This is a genomic window from Rhodanobacter sp. ANJX3, from assembly GCF_014200755.1.
GTDB lineage: Bacteria > Pseudomonadota > Gammaproteobacteria > Xanthomonadales > Rhodanobacteraceae > Rhodanobacter.
The window spans coordinates 587,497-605,786 of record NZ_JACHCM010000001.1; the positions used below are offsets into that span (position 1 = coordinate 587,497).

Below are 18,290 nucleotides of genomic sequence, written 5' to 3' on the forward strand. Positions count from 1 at the left end.
TCCCGATCGCAGCCTCCGCTCATGCTTGAACCGAACGCATAAAAAGGCGGCTCGCATCGAGGCGAGCCGCCCATTCCATAGTCGAGATCGTTGCCGACCCGTTGCCTCCACTCTATGGCAGCGGCGGCTGGGGCAAGGCCCGGTCGACCCGATGCGTCGCGGTCTTATGCGGCGCGATTTTCCACCAGCTTCGGCTGGGTTGCCTCGTGGCTCGCACCGATGGCGATCTTGCGGGGCTTCATCGCCTCCGGCACTTCGCGCTTCAGCTCGATGGTAAGCAGGCCGTTGACCAGCTGCGCTTGAGTGACATGCACGTGATCGGCCAGCTCGAAGCGCCGGGTGAACGCACGATTGGCAATGCCACGATGCAGGTACTCGACATTCTCGTCGTTCGCCTTGCGCTCGCCGCTGACGATCAGCAAGTTGGGCTGCATCGAAATGTCCAATTCGTTTTCGGCAAAGCCGGCGACGGCCATGGTGATTTGATAGGCATCGTCGCTGAGCTTGACCGTATCGAACGGCGGCCAGTTATCCACGACCTGCGCGCGCGAGGCGTTTTCGAGCAGGGCAAACACGCGGTCGAAACCCACGCTGGAACGGTACAGGGGAGCAAAATCGAGGTTGGTACGCATGACATATCCTCCTGGGAGCAATATGGAATCCGTCACCTCACCATGAGGTGGCAGCGCCGCCTGGATGGCCGGCGCACAGAAAAATAATTTCCCCACGGCATGTTTTCAAGACCCCCGTTTCAGGATTTATTTAGGTTTTTGTGTGCGCCCACATGAGTGAGGTAGAAGCACGTTGAACTGCGAAATACTTCGATCTTTCCTGATACGCAGCGCGCCTCATATCCGCACGGCAAGGGGGCACGAAAGCTCGCGCCGTCCGGCGAAGCTTTTCGTAAGCCTGAGCGTGTATTCCTGTTCTGCAACAAACGATCACGGCGGTTCATCGACACTGGCCGCCGCACGTGCGCCATGCCCACCAAACAGGCCGATCGAACCATGACTCTACGCATGCACATGCTGCGCAACACCTGGGCCGGGCCGTTCAATGCGTCGATCGAGGCTGCCCAATGCCTCTGTGTTACCGGTGCGTCCGGCTCGGGGAAGAGCGTGCTGCTGCGCATGCTGGCCGACATGGACCCGGCGGAAGGCGAGCTGTCGCTGGCAGGCATCGATCGCCGCGCGATGTCGGCGTCGACATGGCGACAGCGCGTGATGCTGGTGCCGGCGCAAGCCGGCTGGTGGGCGACCACGGTGCAAGAGCACTTTGCCGAAGCGACGATGACCAACGCTCGACCGCTCGCCGATCGACTGCGGCTTCCAAGCGATATTTTCGAACGTCAGGTGCTGCGCCTTTCGTCCGGCGAACGACAGCGGCTCGCGCTGATTAGGGCGTTGGTGACAAGGCCGACCGCGCTGCTGCTGGACGAACCGACCGCTTCGCTGGATCAGGACAGCGTGGCCGCGGTGGAGTCGCTGCTTGCCGAGGAGCTTGCGCGTGGGCTGATCCTGGTACTGGTAACGCACGATGCCGCGCAGGCCGCGCGCATGGGTCAGCAGACACTGCATATCGCCGGCGGAAAGGCGGTGGCCGCATGAAAACCATCCTGCTGCAACCGCTCGATCTCAGCATCGCCGCCTCGCTGGTGATCGTCGATATCGGGCTGTCGATCGCTCTGCGCCTGCGCCTGCATCGGCAGATCGCCCTCGCCGCGGCGCGCATGGTCGTGCAGTTGGTCATGATCGGCTACGTGCTGAAATTCGTGTTCGCACTCGACAGTCCGATCGCGACCTCCGTTATCGTGATGCTGATGGTGCTGGTCGCTGCGCGCGAAGTCGCCGCGCGGCCCGATCGGTCGCTCATCCACGGACAGAATTATTTGATCGGCCTGGTCAGCGTGGCGGGCGCCGCGACCTTGGCCAGCGTGTTCGCACTGATCACCGCGATACGGCCCGATCCCTGGTTCGATCCGCACTACGCCATCCCGCTGGTCGGCATCATTTTGGGCAGCGTGTTGAACGCGGGAAGCATCGCGCTCGACGGCGTGCTCGGCGGCATGGAAGCCGCACAGCCCGGCATCGAGGCGCGGCTGATGCTCGGCCACTCGTACTGGGCGGCGATGGCTTCGCTGATTCGCGGCTCGATTCGCCGCGGCATGCTGCCGATCATCAACCAGATGTCGGCCGCCGGCATCATTACCCTGCCCGGCATCATGACCGGCCAGATCCTGGCAGGGCTCGATCCGATCGAGGCGGTGAAGTACCAGATCCTGCTGATGTTTCTGCTGTCCGGCGCCAGCGGCCTGGTCGCCGTGGCGGTGGCCTATGCCGCCGCGTGGCGACTGACCGACCATCGCCAGCGCCTGCGACTGGATCATCTGCGCTGAAGAGTTGATCGCGCGCGGCGGCGCGCGACCGTTTCATGCATCCTGGCGCCCGCTCACCCGCGTTTGACGGCGGCAGGCGCACGTTGCGGGTAAGCGGCGGCCAAGAGAAAGCGTCTTCGGTCGAGCCGCCGCCGTATGGATTGCAACACTCCACATCGTATCCTCGACGGAGCCTGCATGAGTCTTCGCGACTACCAGCGCAAACGCGACTTCACCAAGACATCCGAGCCCCGTGCCGACGCAGCGAAGAACAACGCAAGTCGCGCGATTTTTGTGGTGCAGCTTCATCACGCCAGCAGCCGCCACTTCGATTTCCGGCTGCAGGTGGGCGATACGTTGAAAAGCTGGGCGGTGCCGAAGGGCCCGAGCTTCGATCCCTCGGTCAAACGGCTCGCTGTCGAAGTCGAGGATCACCCCATCGCCTACGCCGATTTTCAGGGCGACATCGCCGAAGGTTACGGCAAAGGTCATGTCGATCAGTTCGACAAGGGCGTGTGGTCGACCCAGGGCGACCCCGAAGCCCAGCTGCAAAAAGGCCATCTCGAGTTCGAGCTGTTCGGCCAGCGACTCAAGGGCCGCTGGCACCTGATTCGCAGCGGTCGCAAGGAGCGCCAGCCGTCGTGGTTTCTCGTCAAGGCCAAGGACGCTTTCGCTGCGGATATCGACGCCGACGATCTACTCGACGCGACCATGAAGGCAAGCACGCTGAAGGCAGCGAAAACGACGATGTCCAAAGCGGCTGCGAAAAAATCAGTGGCAAAAAAAAAGGCCGTGCCCAAGCCGAAAGCCGCGGCACGATCAACGCTGGCCAAGTTCGCTGCCGCCCTCCCCGGCGCCATCAGGTCGCCACCGAACGCCGACTTCTTCAAGCCGCAGCTGACCAAGCTGCGTGAGCATCCGCCCACGGGCAGCGAATGGATTCACGAGGTCAAATGGGACGGCTACCGGATTCTCACCACCATCGCCGATGGCAAAGTGCACCTGTGGTCGCGCAACGGCCTGCCGTGGAATGACCGGCTGCCGGAAATCGTCCAAGCGATCGAAGCGCTGGGGCTATCCTCCGCGCACTTCGATGGCGAGCTGATCGCACTCGATGAAAAAAGCCACAGCGATTTCAACGGGCTGCAGAAAACCTTGTCCGGCGATGCGCAGAAGCCGCTCGCGTACATGCTGTTCGATCTGCCCTACTTCGAAGGCACGGACCTGACACGCGCTACGCTGAGCGATCGCAAGGCGCTGCTCAAGCGTGTCCTTGCCCACGCTTCGCATCCCTTAGCCTTCAGCAGCCACAGCGTCGGCAACGGCGAAGCGGCCTTGGCGATGGCCAACAAGCAAAAGCTCGAGGGCATCGTTTCCAAACGCGCGAACAGCGGGTACCGCTCCGGCCGCAGCGACGATTGGCTGAAAATCAAACGGCTGGAGAGCGACGAGTTCGCCGTGGTGGGCTATACCGAGCCCAAGGGCAGCCGCACCGGTTTCGGTTCGCTCCTGCTGGCAAGACCCGATCCCGACACCGCGCGCGGCTGGATCTATGTGGGTCGCGTCGGCACAGGCTTTACCGACACACAGCTAGGCGATCTGACGCGATCGCTGGCGACCGGCGGCGCGAAAAAACCGCCGATGCCGCTGGCAGCCATCGATCCGCAGCTGCGGGGCGCGCTGTGGATCAAACCCCGCGTGGTGGCCGAGGTGTTTTATCGCGGCATCGGCAATCACACTCTGCTGCGCCAAACCAGTCTCAAAACGCTGCGCCCGGACAAAGCGCCTGCCGATCTGCGCGATTCCGATCGCGATGCTTCGGCGACATCCACGCCACGTAAAACAGGTAAAAAGACAGCCGCCAAAAATCCAACCGATGCCATCGCCATCACGCATCCCGATCGCGTCGTTTACGCCGATGAAGCGATCACCAAACAGGACGTCGTCGATTACTACGCCAAGGTGATGGACTGGTTTCTTCCCGGCGTGCTTAACCGACCGACCTCGGTAATCCGCTGCCCCGAAGGCACGGCCAAAGCCTGCTTTTTTCAGAAGCACCTGATTCAGGGCCTGCACCGCGTGGGCACGGCCAAGCTGAAAGAGGAGTCCGGCGCCCAAGCGATTTACATCTATCCGGAAAACGCCACGTCGATCATCGAACTGGTGCAGTTCGGCGCGCTGGAGTTTCACCCGTGGGGAACCACCGTAGCCGATGCGGATCGTGCCGATCGCATCGTGTTCGATCTCGATCCCGGGCCGAACGTATTCTGGGATCGCGTGGTTGCCGCAGCGCGCCTGGTGCGAAAGCTGCTTGCTCAGATGGGGCTCGAGTCGTTGGTACGTACCACCGGCGGCAAGGGATTGCATGTGCTGGTGCCGCTGAAACCGAGCTGCGCATGGGCGACGGTGCGGGCATTTGCCGAGGCATTCGCCAACAGCCTGGCCGGGGCGCATCCGCTGGAGTTCGTCGCCACCGCGACCAAGACCCAACGCGGTGGGAAAATCTACGTCGATTACCTGCGCAACGGTCGCGGCGCCACCAGCGTGGCGTCCTACTCGCTGCGCGCCCGGACCGGTGCGCCGGTAGCCACGCCTCTGCGCTGGGAAGAACTGGGCAAGATCAAAAGCGGCGCGGCGTTTACGATCAAGACCATCCCGATACGGCTGGCCAAATTGCGCAGCGATCCGTGGAAGGCGCTGACGACGATCAAGCAGGACCTGCCCGCAGTCCTGAAACATTTGGCGAAGTCGCGAAAAAAATAGCTGGTCATCAGCCGGCCTTTCGCACGACCTTCATGGTGATTTTTTTGGCAGCCTTCTTCGCAGGCGAAGCTTTCTTCGTGGCCTTTTTTGCAGCGGGTTTGGCGGCGCTCGTGCCATGCTTTTTGGCCGGCGTACGCTTGTTGGAGGCCAGGCTTTTTTCCAGCAGCGCCATGAAGTCCACTACATTGGTGGACGTATTCTCCGACGCGTCGTCGGCCTCGGCATCGTCACTGGCCGGCGTCACCAGGCCTTTGGACTTCATCCGTTTGGCGATCACCTTCTGCAGCCGCTCGCGAAATTCGTCGCGAAAATCACCCGGCTTCCATTCGCCCGACATCGACTCGATCAGCTTCTCTGCCATGTCGAGCTCCTTCGGCGCGATTCGATACTTCGATACGTTGCCTTCCGGAATCGTGTATTCCGACACATCGACCAGCTCTTGCGGAAAACGCAGAATCATCAGCACCAGCGCGTGGTCTTTCGGCATCACTGCAGACAGGTATTCACGCGTGCGTATGACCACGCGTGCGATGCCGATCTTGCCGGTGCGCTTCAGCGTCTCGCGCAGCAGCACATAGCCTTTCTCGGCTTTCTTGCCCGGCACGAGGATATACGGCTTTTCGTAATACTCCGGGCCGATGGAATCGGCATCCACGAAGGCCTCCACTTCCACCGTTTCGCGCCCTTCGGAGGCGGCGGATTTCAGATCGTCCTTTTCCAGCACCACGTAGCTGCCCTTCTTGTATTCGAAGGCTTTGACGATGTCTTTCCACGGCACTTCGTCGCCGGTTTCCGCGTTGACCCGCTCGTAGCGAATCGGGGTTTTGCTGCGGCTGTCGAGCATTCGAAAATGCAGGTCGACCGAACGCGAGCCGGTCATCAGCGAGACCGGCACATTCAACAGTCCAAACGACAAAGTACCAGTCCAGATAGGACGCGCCATGGCCGATCTCCGCATGATGTCCTACGAGTTAAAGGACAAGCGCGTGAACCGGCTGTGACATGCGCACGCCACGCTACCGGCTACTCGTCGAAGCGGCCAGTAGCCGGGAGTGAGGCGAACCGAAGGTTCAGGCCGAGTAGCGCTCCAGCCAGTGCGCGTAGGGCGCTGGCAACGTCCATGACGGGCGCTCGATGCCCAGCGCGAGCGCAGCCTTGTACGGCCAGTGCGGATCGGCCAGATGCGCGCGGCCGATCATCACCAGATCGAGCTGGTTGTTCTGAACCGCGGCCTGCGTCAGCTCCGGCGTGCCGAAGCCCCACGCCGACGACACCGGCAGGCCGGCTTCGCGACGCACTCGCTCGGCGATTGGCGCCAGTAGGGCCGGCGCCCACGGAATTTTGGCCGACGGCGTGGAGAAGCCGATGCTGACGCTGAGCATGTCCAATCCGCGCTGCTTCAGACCCTTGGTCAGCTCGATCGACTCGGCCAGGGTCTCTTCGTCGCGCCCGTCGTACTCGATCACGCCGAAGCGCGCCGTCAACGGCAGATGTTCGGGCCACACTTCCCGCACGGCGGCCAGGGTTTCCAGCAGAAAGCGGCTGCGGTTTTCCAGGCTGCCGCCGTAGATATCGTCGCGCTGATTGGAGTGCGTCGAGAAGAAGCTCTGGCCCAGATAACCATGGGCGAAATGCAGTTCCAACCATTCAAAGCCGGCGTCGCGCGCGCGCTTGGCCGCCGCCACGAAATCGGCGCGCACGCGCGCAATATCATCCAGCGTCATCGCCTTGGGAACCTTCGGCAGGTTGGCGCCGAAGGCGATCGCCGACGGGGCGATCGTGTCCCAGCCACGCGCGTCGTCGGCCGCGATGTGATCGTCGCCTTCCCAGGGCCGGTTGGCGCTGGCCTTGCGACCGGCATGGGCAATCTGGATGCCGGGCACGGCGCCGGCTGCCTTGATCGCCTGCACGACGGGTACGAATGCCTGCGCCTGCGCGTCGTTCCAGATGCCGGTGCATCCCGGGGTGATACGCCCCTCGGGCGAGACCGCCGTGGCCTCGACGATCAACAGGCCGGCGCCGCCGCGCGCCAGGCCGGCCAGATGCACATGGTGCCAATCGTTGATCAACCCGTCCTCGGCCGAGTACTGGCACATGGGCGGCACGGCGATGCGATTGCGCAAGGTGACATCTTTCAGCTTGAACGGTTCGAACAGTGAAGGCATGGGAGTTTCCGATTCAGTTACCAATGTTCGATAATAGTCGAACTATCGAGCGATCGTCAAAAGACGTACCATTTGCCGCATGCGCCCGTACAAACATCCCAATGCCGATGAATTAACGCTGGAGCGCATTTTTCATGCGCTCAGCGATCCCGCGCGGCTGGAGATCGTTCGCCACCTCGCGCGCGTGGAAGCCGCCACCTGTGGCGAACTCGACGGCGGCCGGCCCAAGTCGAGCATGTCGCACCATTTCCGTATCCTGCGCGATGCCGGTCTGGTGCACACGCGCGCCGCCGGCACCGTGCACCAGAACACGCTGCGCGCCAGCGAACTCAATGCGCGTTTTCCAGGCCTGCTCGAGGCGATTCTCGCGCAGGCGTCGGACGGCGGCTCTCCGGCCGAAGAACAAAAGGCTACGCATTGACACCCTGCTGGCAACGCACGTTGGCGAATGAGACTGAGCTTTCGCGCGCTGTCTTCCGATAACTGTCCTCGGTTGAGCGCCAGATGGCGGTTATCTGCCTTGGCGGTCGCGACAAGCTCGAACCACCATTGCAGGCGATCCGATGCGCGCGCGTCGTGGCAGGCGCAATGGGCGCGCCTTCTTGGTAAAGCTCGAACGTTGACAGGCGATAGTTGTTAATCAACAATAGTTGTATGAATACAACTATTGGCGACGCCCGACGGGCCAACAGCCACCCCAATCTCATTCTCGGTATCTGCTGCCTGAGCCTGCTGATGGTCGCCATGGACGCCACCATCGTCAACGTGGCGCTGCCTTCGATCCGGCACGATCTCGCCGCGTCGGTATCGGGGCTGCAGTGGGTTATCGACGCTTACACCATGGTGGTCGCCAGCCTGCTGATGCTGGCCGGCTCGATGGCCGACCGCTTCGGGCGCCGCCGCGTGTTCCAGCTGGGCATGGCGCTGTTCATGCTGGGCTCGCTGCTGTGCAGCGTGGCGCCGAACATCCACGGCTTGGTCGCGTTTCGCATCGTGCAGGCGCTCGGCGCCACGATGCTCAATCCGGTCGCCATGTCGATCATCGCCAACACCTTTACCGAACCGAAACAGCGCGCACGAGCCATCGGCGTGTGGGGTGCCGTCGCCGGTGTGTCGATGGCGCTGGGTCCGGTGATCGGCGGCGCGCTCACCGAAAGCGTCGGCTGGCGCTCGATCTTCTGGGTGAACCTGCCTATCGGCGCCGCGGCGATGCTACTGGCCGCTCGCTATATTCCCGAGTCCAAGGCGCCGCGGGCGCGGCGCGTCGATCCGGTGGGACAGTTGTTGGTGCTCGTCATTCTGGCCTCGGTGACGTACGCGGTGATCGAGGGCCCGCATGACGGCTGGGGCTCGACCACGATCATCGGCCTGTTCGCCGCCGCCGCGCTTTCGCTGATCGCACTGCTGGTTTACGAACCGCGTCGCCACGAGCCGCTGATCGACGTGCGGTTCTTCCGCAGCGCGCCCTTCAGCAGCGCCACCCTGATCGCGATTTGCAGTTTCTCGGCGTTCTCCGGCTTCCTCTTTCTCAATGCGCTGTACCTGCAGGAAGTACGTGGCCTGTCGGCCTTCCATACCGGCTTGTGCACCTTGCCGCTGGCACTGGCGACGATTCTCTGCTCGCCGCTTTCCGGGCGGCTGGTCGGCACCTACGGCACGCGGCCTTCGCTACTGGCCTCGGGCACCGCAACGGTCGTCAGCGCACTGATGATGACGCAGCTGACGGCGACCACACCGCTGCCCTTTCTGCTGCTGACGTACGTGATCTTCGGCATCGGCTTCGGCATGGTGAATGCGCCGATCACCAATACCGCCGTATCCGGCATGCCCAAGGCACAAGCCGGACTGGCCGCCGCGGTCGCATCCACCAGCCGGCAGATCGGTGCCTCCCTCGGCGTTGCGTTGGCCGGTACCATCCTCGCCGGACACGTGCATAACGGTTTTGCCGAAGCGTCGCATCCGTTCTGGTGGATGATCACCGGCGGCGGGGTAACTGTGCTCTTTCTCGCGTGGCTGTCCAATACGTCCTGGGCAAAAGACACCACCCGCCACGCCGCGCATCTGCTGGAAGAGGCACCGACCGGAGCGGCAGCATGACCGCGCCGGCCCAACGCAGCAACGAAGCGGACCAACTCTGGCAGATGATGGTCGGCTTGGTCTGGGAAACCCGCGGCGAATGGCGTCGAAAAGTCAGCGAAGTCACCGGCCTGCCCTTCAGCCGCACGCGCGTGCTGCGGCGACTGTTCGATGCACCGATGACACTGACCCAGCTGGCCGAGGCGACCGGTAGCGATGCGCCCGCCACCACCGTCGCGGTCAACGATCTGGAAACGCGCGGCCTGGTCGAACGCTACCCGCATCCGGAAAACAAGCGCGCCAAGCTGGTATCACTCACCGGCGCAGGCAAGCAGATGATCGACTTGGTCCGACGCACCGTGCGCGACGATGCCCCGCCGGGCGTGCACGATCTGTCCAAAACCGATCTGGCCCATCTGCGCCGTATCCTGGAGCGCATCGATCGCGCAGCGCGCTGACCACTGGGTAAAAAATGTTTCATCAAACGCGTTGTGTGCCGCTGCGTATCGGACCAAACACGACAAGTGACTGATACACAAAAGGTAAATTTGAATACGCGTCGTAATAACTGCCGATACACCTGTCATATTTCGAGGTTTCCTGCGGATAGGCCGCGCGCGCTTGTTGCACTAAGAAATTAAAGAAACGGCCCACGCTACTATTCCGGTCTTCAGTGAACCATACGCTGCGCACAGGCTATACGCCGCGCGAGTGATCGACGGACCAAGACGCCTATGTGGATTGTCAAAATTGCGCTCGAGCGCCCGCTCACGTTCATCGTTCTGGCGTTGCTGCTACTGATTCTCGGGCCCCTGGCAATCCTGCGTACCCCGACCGATATTTTCCCGAACATCAATATCCCGGTGGTGTCGGTCGTGTGGCAGTACACCGGCCTGCCCGCCGATGACATGAACAACCGCATCGTCACCGGTTTCGAGCGTTCGCTCACGACTACCGTGAACGACGTCGAACACACCGAGACCCAGTCGCTCAACGGCGTCGGTCTGGTGAAGGTGTTTTTTCAGCCGAACGTCAACGTGGACATGGCCATTGCGCAGATCACCGCCGTGGCGCAGTCGGCGGTCAAATCCATGCCGCAGGGCACCACGCCGCCGCTGATCATCGTCTACAACGCTTCCACCGTGCCCATTTTGCAGTTTGCGCTGTCGTCGAAAGAGCTTTCCGAATCCACCATCTTCGATGACGCCAACCAGATCGTGCGTACCTTTGTCACGTCGGTACGCGGCGCAGCCACGCCCTACCCTTATGGCGGCAAGCAGCGGCAGATCCAGGTGGATCTAAACCCGCAGGCATTGCTGTCGCACGGGCTGGCGCCCAGTGATGTGGTGACGGCCATTGGCGCGCAGAATCTGATTCTGCCGGCCGGCACCGAAAAAGTCGGCGATATCGAATACAGCGTGCGGCTCAACGGCAGTCCGCAGCAGATCAGCGATCTCAACAACGCGCCTATCCACACCGTCAACGGCATCACCACCTATATCCGCGACGTGGCGCACGTGCACGACGGCTCGCCGCCTCAAACCAATATCGTGCGGGTGGACGGGCAGCGTGCGGTGCTGATGTCCATCCTGAAAATCGGCAATGCCTCCACCCTCGATATCGTCGACTCGCTGCGCAACATGCTGCCGCGCATTCGCGCCGCCATTCCTGAAAACCTGCAGATCAAACCGATCGCCGACCAGTCGCTGTTCGTGCGTGCGGCAATATCCGGCGTGATCCGCGAAGGCGTCATCGCCGCAGCGCTAACGGGCCTGATGATTCTGCTGTTTCTCGGCTCCTGGCGCTCCACCCTGATCATCGCCATCTCGATTCCGCTGTCGATTCTCGCCTCGATCATCACACTCTCTGCGTTGGGCGAAACGATCAACATCATGACGCTCGGCGGCCTGGCGCTGGCGGTCGGCATCCTCGTCGACGATGCGACCGTGACCATCGAAAACATCAACTCGCATCTGGAGGAAGGCAAGGAGGTCTACGACGCGATCCTGGAAGGCGCGCATCAGATCGCCGTGCCGGCGCTGGTTTCGACGCTGTCGATCTGTATCGTCTTTGTGCCGATCTTCTTTCTCGGCGGCGTCGCCAAATACCTTTTCGCGCCGCTGGCCGAAGCGGTGGTCTTTGCGATGCTGGCCTCGTATGTGCTGTCGCGAACCCTGGTACCGACGCTGTCGCTGTACTGGCTGAAAAAACACGACCACCACGCGCAGCCCAGCGGTCGCCTCAGCCGTTTCCAGGCGGGCTTCGAACGTCGCTTCGAAAGCACGCGCGGGGGCTATCGTCGCGCGCTGGAAACGGCCGAGTCGCATCGCGGACTGTTTGCCGTTCTGTTCTTTGCGTCATGCGCGCTGTCGGTCGCGCTGCTGGTGCCCTGGCTGGGCCGCGACTTCTTTCCCTACGTGGACGGTGGCCAGATCAAGCTGCACTTCCATGCGCCGACGGGCTTGCGCATCGAGGAAACGGCGCGGCTGGCCGACGGCATCGAGAATGTCATCCGTCAGACGGTGCCCAAAGCGGAGCTCAGCAGCGTGGTCGATACGCTTGGCCTGCCTTATAGCGGCATCAACCTTTCGTACAGCAACACCGGCGTTATCGGCACCTCCGATGGCGACATCTTTGTCACCTTGAACGACGATCATCATCCGACGGCCAACTACGTGCGCTCGCTGCGGCAGGAGCTGCGTCAGAAATATCCCAGCGTGACGTTCTCGTTTCTCGCAGCAGACATCATCGGGCAGATCCTCAACTTCGGTTCGCCCGCGCCCATCGACGTGCAGGTTACCGGGCACAATCCCGAGACGGCGTCCAAGATCGCCAACGATCTGCTGGGCAAGCTGGCGCATGTGCCAGGCCTGGTCGACCTGCATATCCAACAGGCGCAGAATTTGCCGCAGATCAACGTCAACGTCGATCGCACTCGCGCCAACCTGGTCGGTCTGACCCAGCAGGACGTCGCCAGCAATCTGCTCACCGCGCTGGCAGGCTCTTCGCAGGTCAGTCCCACCTATTGGGTCGATCCCAAATCCGGCGTCAGCTACACCATCGCCACGCAGACGCCGCAGTACCGGCTCGATACCCTGCAGGATCTGAAAACCCTGTCGATTACTAGCGCCAGCGGTGCCACAGGCGCTACGGTGAACGGCGCCAGCAGTACGAGCGCTCCAGCCGGCGGCACGGCAGGTCAGATACTCGAGAACGTGGCCACCTTCTCGCGCAGCGCCGGTCCCGCCGTGGTATCGCACTACAGCACCCGACCGGCGCTGGATTTGTTTGGGTCGGTGGACCAGACCGATCTGGGCAGCGTAGGCAGCGCCGTACAGAAGATCGTCGACGAAGCATCAAAACACTTGCCGCGCGACTCGGACATCACCGTACGTGGCCAGGTGGAAACCATGGGCGAGTCGTATCGCGGTTTGATCGGTGGACTGCTGTTTGCGATCGGGCTGGTTTATCTGCTGATCGTGGTGAACTTTCAAACCTGGATCGATCCGCTGATCGTGATTGCGGCCTTGCCCGCCGCGCTGGCGGGCGTGGTCTGGATGCTCTTCCTCACGCACACGCCGCTGTCCGTGCCCGCGCTGATGGGCGCGATCATGTGCATGGGCGTGGCGACCGCCAACTCGATCCTGGTGATCAGCTTTGCGCGCGAACGGCTGGCGCATCACGATGACCCGGTAAAAGCCGCGATCGAAGCGGGTTACGGTCGCTTCCGCCCCGTGCTGATGACGGCCTTCGCCATGATCATTGGCATGGTGCCGATGGCGCTTGGCCTTGGCGAAGGCGGCGAACAGAATGCTCCGCTGGGCCGCGCCGTGATCGGCGGCCTGCTGCTGGCTACCGCAGCCACACTCTTCTTTGTCCCCACGTTCTTCAGCCTGCTGCATCGGCGCCATCAGGCGCGCCAGCATGCGGCTGCCGACTGAGATACCGACCCATGCCCGATCATTCCAGCTCACCACTTCGCCAGCCGCCGGGTTCGACGCACCGCGCACGGCTGGTGCTCATCATTCTGGCGCTGATACTCGTCGTGCTCGCCGTCTACGGCATCGTCGAGCGGCTGCACGCGCATCACCAACTCGCCGACGAAACCAACCGCGACGCCACGCCGACAGTCGCTGTACTCACACCGAAGGCGGCACCGGGCGATCAAACGGTGAGCCTGCCCGGCACGGTATCGTCCTGGCAGGACGCGCAGATCTACGCACGCACCACCGGCTACGTCGCCAAGTGGTACGTCGACATCGGTACCAAGGTGAAGAAAGGTCAGCGGCTGGCCGACCTCGATACGCCCGACGTCGACAATCAGCTCAGCCAAGGTCAGGCGCAGATGCGCAGCGATGAGGCGAACGCCAAGTTTGCGCAGGTGACCGCCACGCGCTACGACCAGCTGGTCGCGACCGGATTGGTCGCCAAGCAGACCGGCGATCAGTACGACTCGCAGGCGCGCGCTAGCCTCGCCACCGTCGAGGCGGATCGTTCGAACGTCGCCCGACTGGAAAACATGGAACAGTTCAAATACATCAACGCGCCGTTCGACGGGGTCATCACCCAGCGCAACCTCGACGTCGGCGCACTGGTCGACGCCGGCTCCACCGGTAGCAACCTGTTCGTGATTGCCGACACGTCGAAGCTGCGCGTCTTCGTCAACGTGCCGGAAATCTACGCCGGCAGCGTGCACGTAGGGATGCCCGTGCAAGTGTCGGTCAGCAGCTTTGGCGACAAGCCGGTCACCGGCACGGTAGCGCGCACCGCCGACGCACTGGATGCGAACAGCCGAACGCTACGCACCGAAATCGACCTGGACAACGCCGACCAGTCGCTCGTCGCTGGCGTCTACGCCAACGTCAAACTCGGCGTCTCAAGCGCCACACATAACGTGATCATCCCGGCCAATACCCTGCTCTTCCGCAGCGAAGGCCTGCGCGTGGCCCTGGTCGACGCGCAGAACCACATCCATCTGCAGCCCGTCACCATCGGAAGAGACTTCGGCAGCACGGTGGAAATCACCGAAGGCATCGATGCCCAATCACGCATTGTGCTGAGCCCGCCGGATTCGCTGTATGAAGGCGAACAAGTGGATATCGCCAAGGATGGAAAAAGTGCAGATGATGCAAGAAAGAAAGAAGCCCACTGATGGCGCCGATCCCCAGCAGCGTCGCGTGGAGTTTTGGATGAATCCTCCGTCGACGACTTTCAACCAGACAACGACAGTAGGGCGTCGCACTTGAGCTGGTAAGTCACTGGGCATGCATTCGAAAACCGATCTGGCCCAGCCAATTTTACGATGCCTCATTCCTGGCGATCGACGATGCTAGACCAGTCGACGGGCGGCTGGAAAGCTGACCAATTAATCGCCTAGCGCACGAGATAAAACTTTTTTCGTGCCTGAGGCGACTGCCACGCCTGCAGCTGCTCCCGAGATTCGGCCATCACCAGCTCCGCCACCAGGTCGGTGGCGTCGGCCCGATTGTCGAATCGCATGATGGGTTCCTGTTCATCGGTATCGAACACGATGAAGCCTTTACGTGCTGGTCGGATTTCAAGCATGAGGCATCCCGCATCGGAAAGAATTAGCCGGTTGTCAGCTCTATTTGACGTTGCCGCATCGGCTACTACCAAACGCTGTCATACCCGGCCGAATGCGCGGAGCAGTTTAAGTTTGCGCCGCAGCAAGAGCGTCGAGTATCAGGGAGCGCAGTTGTCGCTTGTAGGCCTAGGACTACGCGTCGCACGGACCATGCCCGGCATCGCGTTACGCGCCTTGAGCACAAGCGTGTACGAGCCACGCTTCTACCGATACCGACGCGCGGCCTATCTCCATCGCCTGTTGGTAAGAAGCACCATGGCCGTGGTCACCTGGCCTCAGCCATGGACGGCAGCTTTCATCACGCTTCGCTTGCGGATATTTCTGAATGTGCAGCCCTTGGTTTTTTACCGTGCCGCTATAGGGGCACACTCGAAACACCGACGCACGGAGCACGGTGATGGTGACATGCATCACGTCGATACCATCCCATGGGCGAAACGCAGATAAGCAAGCCTTCCAGGAACGAGGTACTCGGCGTCTGGCAACGGCTACCCCTTCGACTTCGACGCCGATCAACCGTGTGCGCCTTCAGCGCGTTCGCGTCTGAGAAGCACCTATGACGAACGCCGCGAAGCGGGGCCACGATTGCTCCTGATAAAACCGTTCCTATTCACATGCCGAAGGTCGAAGACAACTCGTATCGAGGTGAGATCTATACCGATCAACTGGTCGATGAGGACTACTACGGGCAAGGCGTTTTCCATGGGAAGCTCACCGCGTTTTCAGGCTATTTGCGCGTGAACAAAAGCACGGTCACGACCGGCATCGAAGGAGAGGACGTCGTCGCGCACAAGAAGGCAGAACACTACTTTTCAAACCAGAACTTCACCAACCCAAAGCTAACTGGCGTAGACATCGGCGATGCTGATCGGTCCGCATTTAAGGCCCCCGCCAACACGTTCTCCGTCACGTTTACGGCCAGAGAGAATTTCCAATGAACATGCGCTCAACAGACTATGCGTTGTTGAGCCAAGACGCCTATAAGGATCCCATGGTCGAGAGCCGTGGGCCGGAGGGCGTGACGTATAGAGAAGTCAAACTTGATGGCGTGACCTAACGGCCGCCCGATCATTTTGACGACCCTGAGACGGGCTTTCAGGCGACGGCATATCAACATAAAGACACCAAAGAGGTGATCATCGCCTATCGCGGGACGGAGTTTGATCGCGAACCAAAGCAAGACGGGTTGGCGGATGCGGCCATGACTTTCAAGGGCACCAACAGCCAGGCGGCAGAGCCGATAGCGTTCACACAAAAAGTCATTGATGCGGCGAAGCAACGAACCGAGCTCAAGAATGAGCCGCTCAATGTAACGGTCACGAGTCACTCGCTGAAACATCGCGGTTTGCCGGCATTGCCAGCTTTATGAGCACGGGTCACTATAGGCGACTGAAAGTTACCCACTAGTTGAGCGATCGTATGGATTTGGTTGGCGTTGTATACATGAGCCGATCGACCCACCCCACGGTGCCTCTCGATCTCGACCGACTATTGATGGACTCTCGCAGTTTCAATTCGCAGAGAGGGGTGACTGGCGTGCTGCTGTTCGGCGGCAACCAGTTTATCCAGTACATTGAAGGTCTTCCGGCAGACATTGAGCACGTCTATGGCCGCATTCGTCGCTCAGCGCTTCACAGCGACTTGGTTGAGCTGGAACAGCGACGCATCCCCCAGCGGCTCTTTCGCAACTGGTTCATGGGGTTTCGAGACGCACCACGCAGCGTCATCCAACAGCTGAGCCAGGAACAGTGGACACGTGAGACACCCCGGGCCGAAGATCACTCTGCCGCTTCTCCAGGGATGCGGCAGCTTATGAGGTTCCTTGATTCGGTTTCGACCGACGAGCGGTAAATACAACGTGGTCTGTGGCCGCCATGTTTAGATGCGGACGTTCTTAATCAAGACCGGTGGTGCTCCCCCGCTCTGCGCCGCTCCTTCGGGGTCGCGTTTTTGTGCCTAAAATTTAGTAGCATTCTCTCGATCCCAAAACGTTTCACGAGGTAGCGACGTGACAAATACGGCAAGAATTGGCCTGGGTTTGCTCATCGCGTACAGCGTTTACTCAATGAACTTCGTTTGGCTTCTCCACCGCACTTCCAATGAGTGCCAGCAGATGACCAACGCTCACGTTGATCAACAGCAGCTCAAAGGCGCGCAACGCGTTTGCAGTGCGGCCGGCTTCGATACGTCCATCATGCTCAAAAGAATTTTTGCAGCGAACTAATTCCATTCGGTGCGGCGGAATGAACCGATGAAAGTTTCCCTCTGGGTATTTATCTCCGCGGCACTTCTACTGGCATCGTTGTATCCGTCAGATTCACGGGCGGCCGATAAGACCATCAGAAATGTCACCGATGATCCGACCGGAACGGATTACGGTCCGCAGTTTTCGCCAGACGGAAAATTCCTGATTTTCGATCGGCAACCACTCACGGGCGGAATATCGAAGACAAATAGCGTGCCCCTCCAGGGAGGCACGCCGAAGCCCCTGGGGCCTGGCGATATTCCAGTTGCACAGACGCGCACGCGTTGGTCGCCACGAGGTGACATGATCGCTTTTACGGGCACTGAATCGAGCAGCAAGGGCGCGACTTGGCTGATGGACAAAGACGGAACCCATATCCGACGCGCGATATCTTTCCAAAGTGAAAGCACCTTCTATCCGAGTTGGTTTCCAGACAACGAGAGAATCTTGGAGATGGTCGCCGACGACAGCACCCTGCGCACGGTGGACATTCGTAACGGCACCATAAGTCGAATAAATACCACTCCCGCCCTGATGACGGGCATGGCTTCAGTCTCGCCGGATGGAAAATGGATTGCCGTTGCCGCCCAGCCCAAAAAGACCCAAATCTACGATCAGACGTTGAACCAAATTTGGATCGTTTCCGTCGACACCGGCAAGGCTCACCCGCTCATTCAAAACACGATGCAAGGACGCGCACCCGAGTGGTCGCCAGATGGCTCAAGGATTGTCTTTGAAAGCAATCAAGGCAGTCCGCGGCCACCGTTCTATGCCGCATTCGTGTCGACCATCGATGGCCAGCATGTCGAGCAATTGACGCCATTCGATAGGAATACCCAACATCCAGTCTGGTCACCCGACGGCAAGTGGATCGCGTTCTCGGCAAGGACGCCGAAGCTTATCGGCTACGGCCCAAGCATTGCAGTGATCGAGGCGCCTTATTGGAAGCCGTAAGATTCCTTCATGAATACGTGCAGCGACGCGCAGCTGCGTGGGCGAGTGCGCGACTGCGGGAGGGAAACCTCTACGAGCGCGAGTGGTTGGATCGTTTATGGGCTCATT

General features: G+C 61.0%; 17 protein-coding genes. 12 read left to right on the forward strand and 5 right to left on the reverse strand.

What is annotated here, in order from left to right; all coding sequences use genetic code 11:
* Positions 1-164: 164 nt before the first annotated feature.
* Complete coding sequence (locus tag HDE76_RS02405) at positions 165-632, reverse strand: Hsp20 family protein (protein WP_179476739.1); 468 nt, start codon at positions 630-632, stop codon at positions 165-167.
* A 375-nt stretch (positions 633-1,007) separates the two neighbouring features.
* Here HDE76_RS02405 and HDE76_RS02410 point away from each other — a divergent pair, with 375 nt between their 5' ends.
* The 3 genes from HDE76_RS02410 to ligD all read left to right on the forward strand — a co-directional run bounded on the left by HDE76_RS02410 (position 1,008) and on the right by ligD (position 5,137).
* On the forward strand, positions 1,008-1,607 hold the full coding sequence (locus HDE76_RS02410; RefSeq protein ID WP_184505220.1) for an ABC transporter ATP-binding protein: 600 nt from the start codon (positions 1,008-1,010) through the stop codon (positions 1,605-1,607).
* Positions 1,604-2,395 (forward strand): ABC transporter permease, encoded by a 792-nt coding sequence (locus tag HDE76_RS02415; protein ID WP_184505222.1) that lies wholly within the window; start codon positions 1,604-1,606, stop codon positions 2,393-2,395. Before HDE76_RS02410 ends, HDE76_RS02415 begins: the two co-directional genes overlap by 4 nt.
* 177 nt (positions 2,396-2,572) lie before the next feature.
* Complete coding sequence (gene ligD, locus HDE76_RS02420) at positions 2,573-5,137, forward strand: DNA ligase D (protein ID WP_184505224.1); 2,565 nt, start codon at positions 2,573-2,575, stop codon at positions 5,135-5,137.
* Between the two features lie 7 nt (positions 5,138-5,144).
* On the opposite strand, the gene HDE76_RS02425 is transcribed toward ligD, so the two are convergent.
* Together HDE76_RS02425 and HDE76_RS02430 are read right to left on the reverse strand one after the other, a co-directional pair.
* Positions 5,145-6,080 (reverse strand): Ku protein, encoded by a 936-nt coding sequence (locus tag HDE76_RS02425; RefSeq protein ID WP_184505226.1) that lies wholly within the window; start codon positions 6,078-6,080, stop codon positions 5,145-5,147.
* Positions 6,081-6,207: 127 nt separating this feature from the next.
* Positions 6,208-7,302, reverse strand: a complete 1,095-nt coding sequence (locus HDE76_RS02430; RefSeq protein ID WP_184505228.1) for an NADH:flavin oxidoreductase/NADH oxidase — start codon at positions 7,300-7,302, stop codon at positions 6,208-6,210.
* Between the two features lie 79 nt (positions 7,303-7,381).
* On the opposite strand from HDE76_RS02430, the gene HDE76_RS02435 reads away from it, so the two are divergent.
* From HDE76_RS02435 to HDE76_RS02455, 5 genes are all read left to right on the forward strand, one after another.
* Positions 7,382-7,723: a helix-turn-helix transcriptional regulator gene (locus HDE76_RS02435; protein WP_179476745.1), complete on the forward strand. Its 342-nt coding sequence runs from the start codon at positions 7,382-7,384 to the stop codon at positions 7,721-7,723.
* Positions 7,724-7,956: 233 nt separating this feature from the next.
* Entirely contained in the window at positions 7,957-9,399 is a 1,443-nt protein-coding gene (locus tag HDE76_RS02440) for an MFS transporter (protein WP_184505230.1), read from the forward strand.
* The gene (locus HDE76_RS02445; RefSeq protein ID WP_184505232.1) at positions 9,396-9,836 is read left to right on the forward strand and encodes a MarR family transcriptional regulator; all 441 of its coding nucleotides are present in this window, start codon (positions 9,396-9,398) and stop codon (positions 9,834-9,836) included. The genes HDE76_RS02440 and HDE76_RS02445 overlap by 4 nt, the downstream gene beginning before the upstream one ends.
* Before the next feature lie 276 nt (positions 9,837-10,112).
* Positions 10,113-13,319 (forward strand): efflux RND transporter permease subunit, encoded by a 3,207-nt coding sequence (locus HDE76_RS02450; RefSeq protein WP_179476749.1) that lies wholly within the window; start codon positions 10,113-10,115, stop codon positions 13,317-13,319.
* 11 nt (positions 13,320-13,330) lie between these two features.
* Positions 13,331-14,530, forward strand: coding sequence for an efflux RND transporter periplasmic adaptor subunit (locus HDE76_RS02455; protein ID WP_184505234.1), 1,200 nt, complete (start codon positions 13,331-13,333; stop codon positions 14,528-14,530).
* A 221-nt stretch (positions 14,531-14,751) separates the two neighbouring features.
* On the opposite strand, the gene HDE76_RS20675 is transcribed toward HDE76_RS02455, so the two are convergent.
* A complete protein-coding gene (locus tag HDE76_RS20675; protein ID WP_255457542.1) occupies positions 14,752-14,877 on the reverse strand; it encodes a hypothetical protein in 126 nt (41 codons plus the stop codon).
* Between the two features lie 720 nt (positions 14,878-15,597).
* Between HDE76_RS20675 and HDE76_RS02460 the strand changes: the two genes are divergently transcribed.
* The 3 genes from HDE76_RS02460 (at position 15,598) to HDE76_RS02470 (ending at position 16,834) form a co-directional block, all read left to right on the forward strand.
* Positions 15,598-15,921 carry a hypothetical protein gene (locus HDE76_RS02460; protein ID WP_184505236.1) on the forward strand — a complete coding sequence of 108 codons (324 nt, stop codon included), beginning with the start codon at positions 15,598-15,600 and terminating at the stop codon, positions 15,919-15,921.
* 194 nt (positions 15,922-16,115) lie between these two features.
* On the forward strand, positions 16,116-16,352 hold the full coding sequence (locus HDE76_RS02465; RefSeq protein ID WP_184505238.1) for a hypothetical protein: 237 nt from the start codon (positions 16,116-16,118) through the stop codon (positions 16,350-16,352).
* 50 nt (positions 16,353-16,402) lie between these two features.
* A complete protein-coding gene (locus HDE76_RS02470) occupies positions 16,403-16,834 on the forward strand; it encodes a BLUF domain-containing protein (protein ID WP_255481383.1) in 432 nt (143 codons plus the stop codon).
* A 211-nt stretch (positions 16,835-17,045) separates the two neighbouring features.
* Here HDE76_RS02470 and HDE76_RS02475 read toward each other — a convergent pair whose 3' ends face one another.
* Positions 17,046-17,213, reverse strand: coding sequence for a hypothetical protein (locus HDE76_RS02475; RefSeq protein ID WP_184505241.1), 168 nt, complete (start codon positions 17,211-17,213; stop codon positions 17,046-17,048).
* 21 nt (positions 17,214-17,234) lie between these two features.
* On the opposite strand from HDE76_RS02475, the gene HDE76_RS02480 reads away from it, so the two are divergent.
* Positions 17,235-18,182 (forward strand): PD40 domain-containing protein, encoded by a 948-nt coding sequence (locus tag HDE76_RS02480; protein WP_184505243.1) that lies wholly within the window; start codon positions 17,235-17,237, stop codon positions 18,180-18,182.
* The last annotated feature ends 108 nt before the right edge of the window (positions 18,183-18,290 follow it).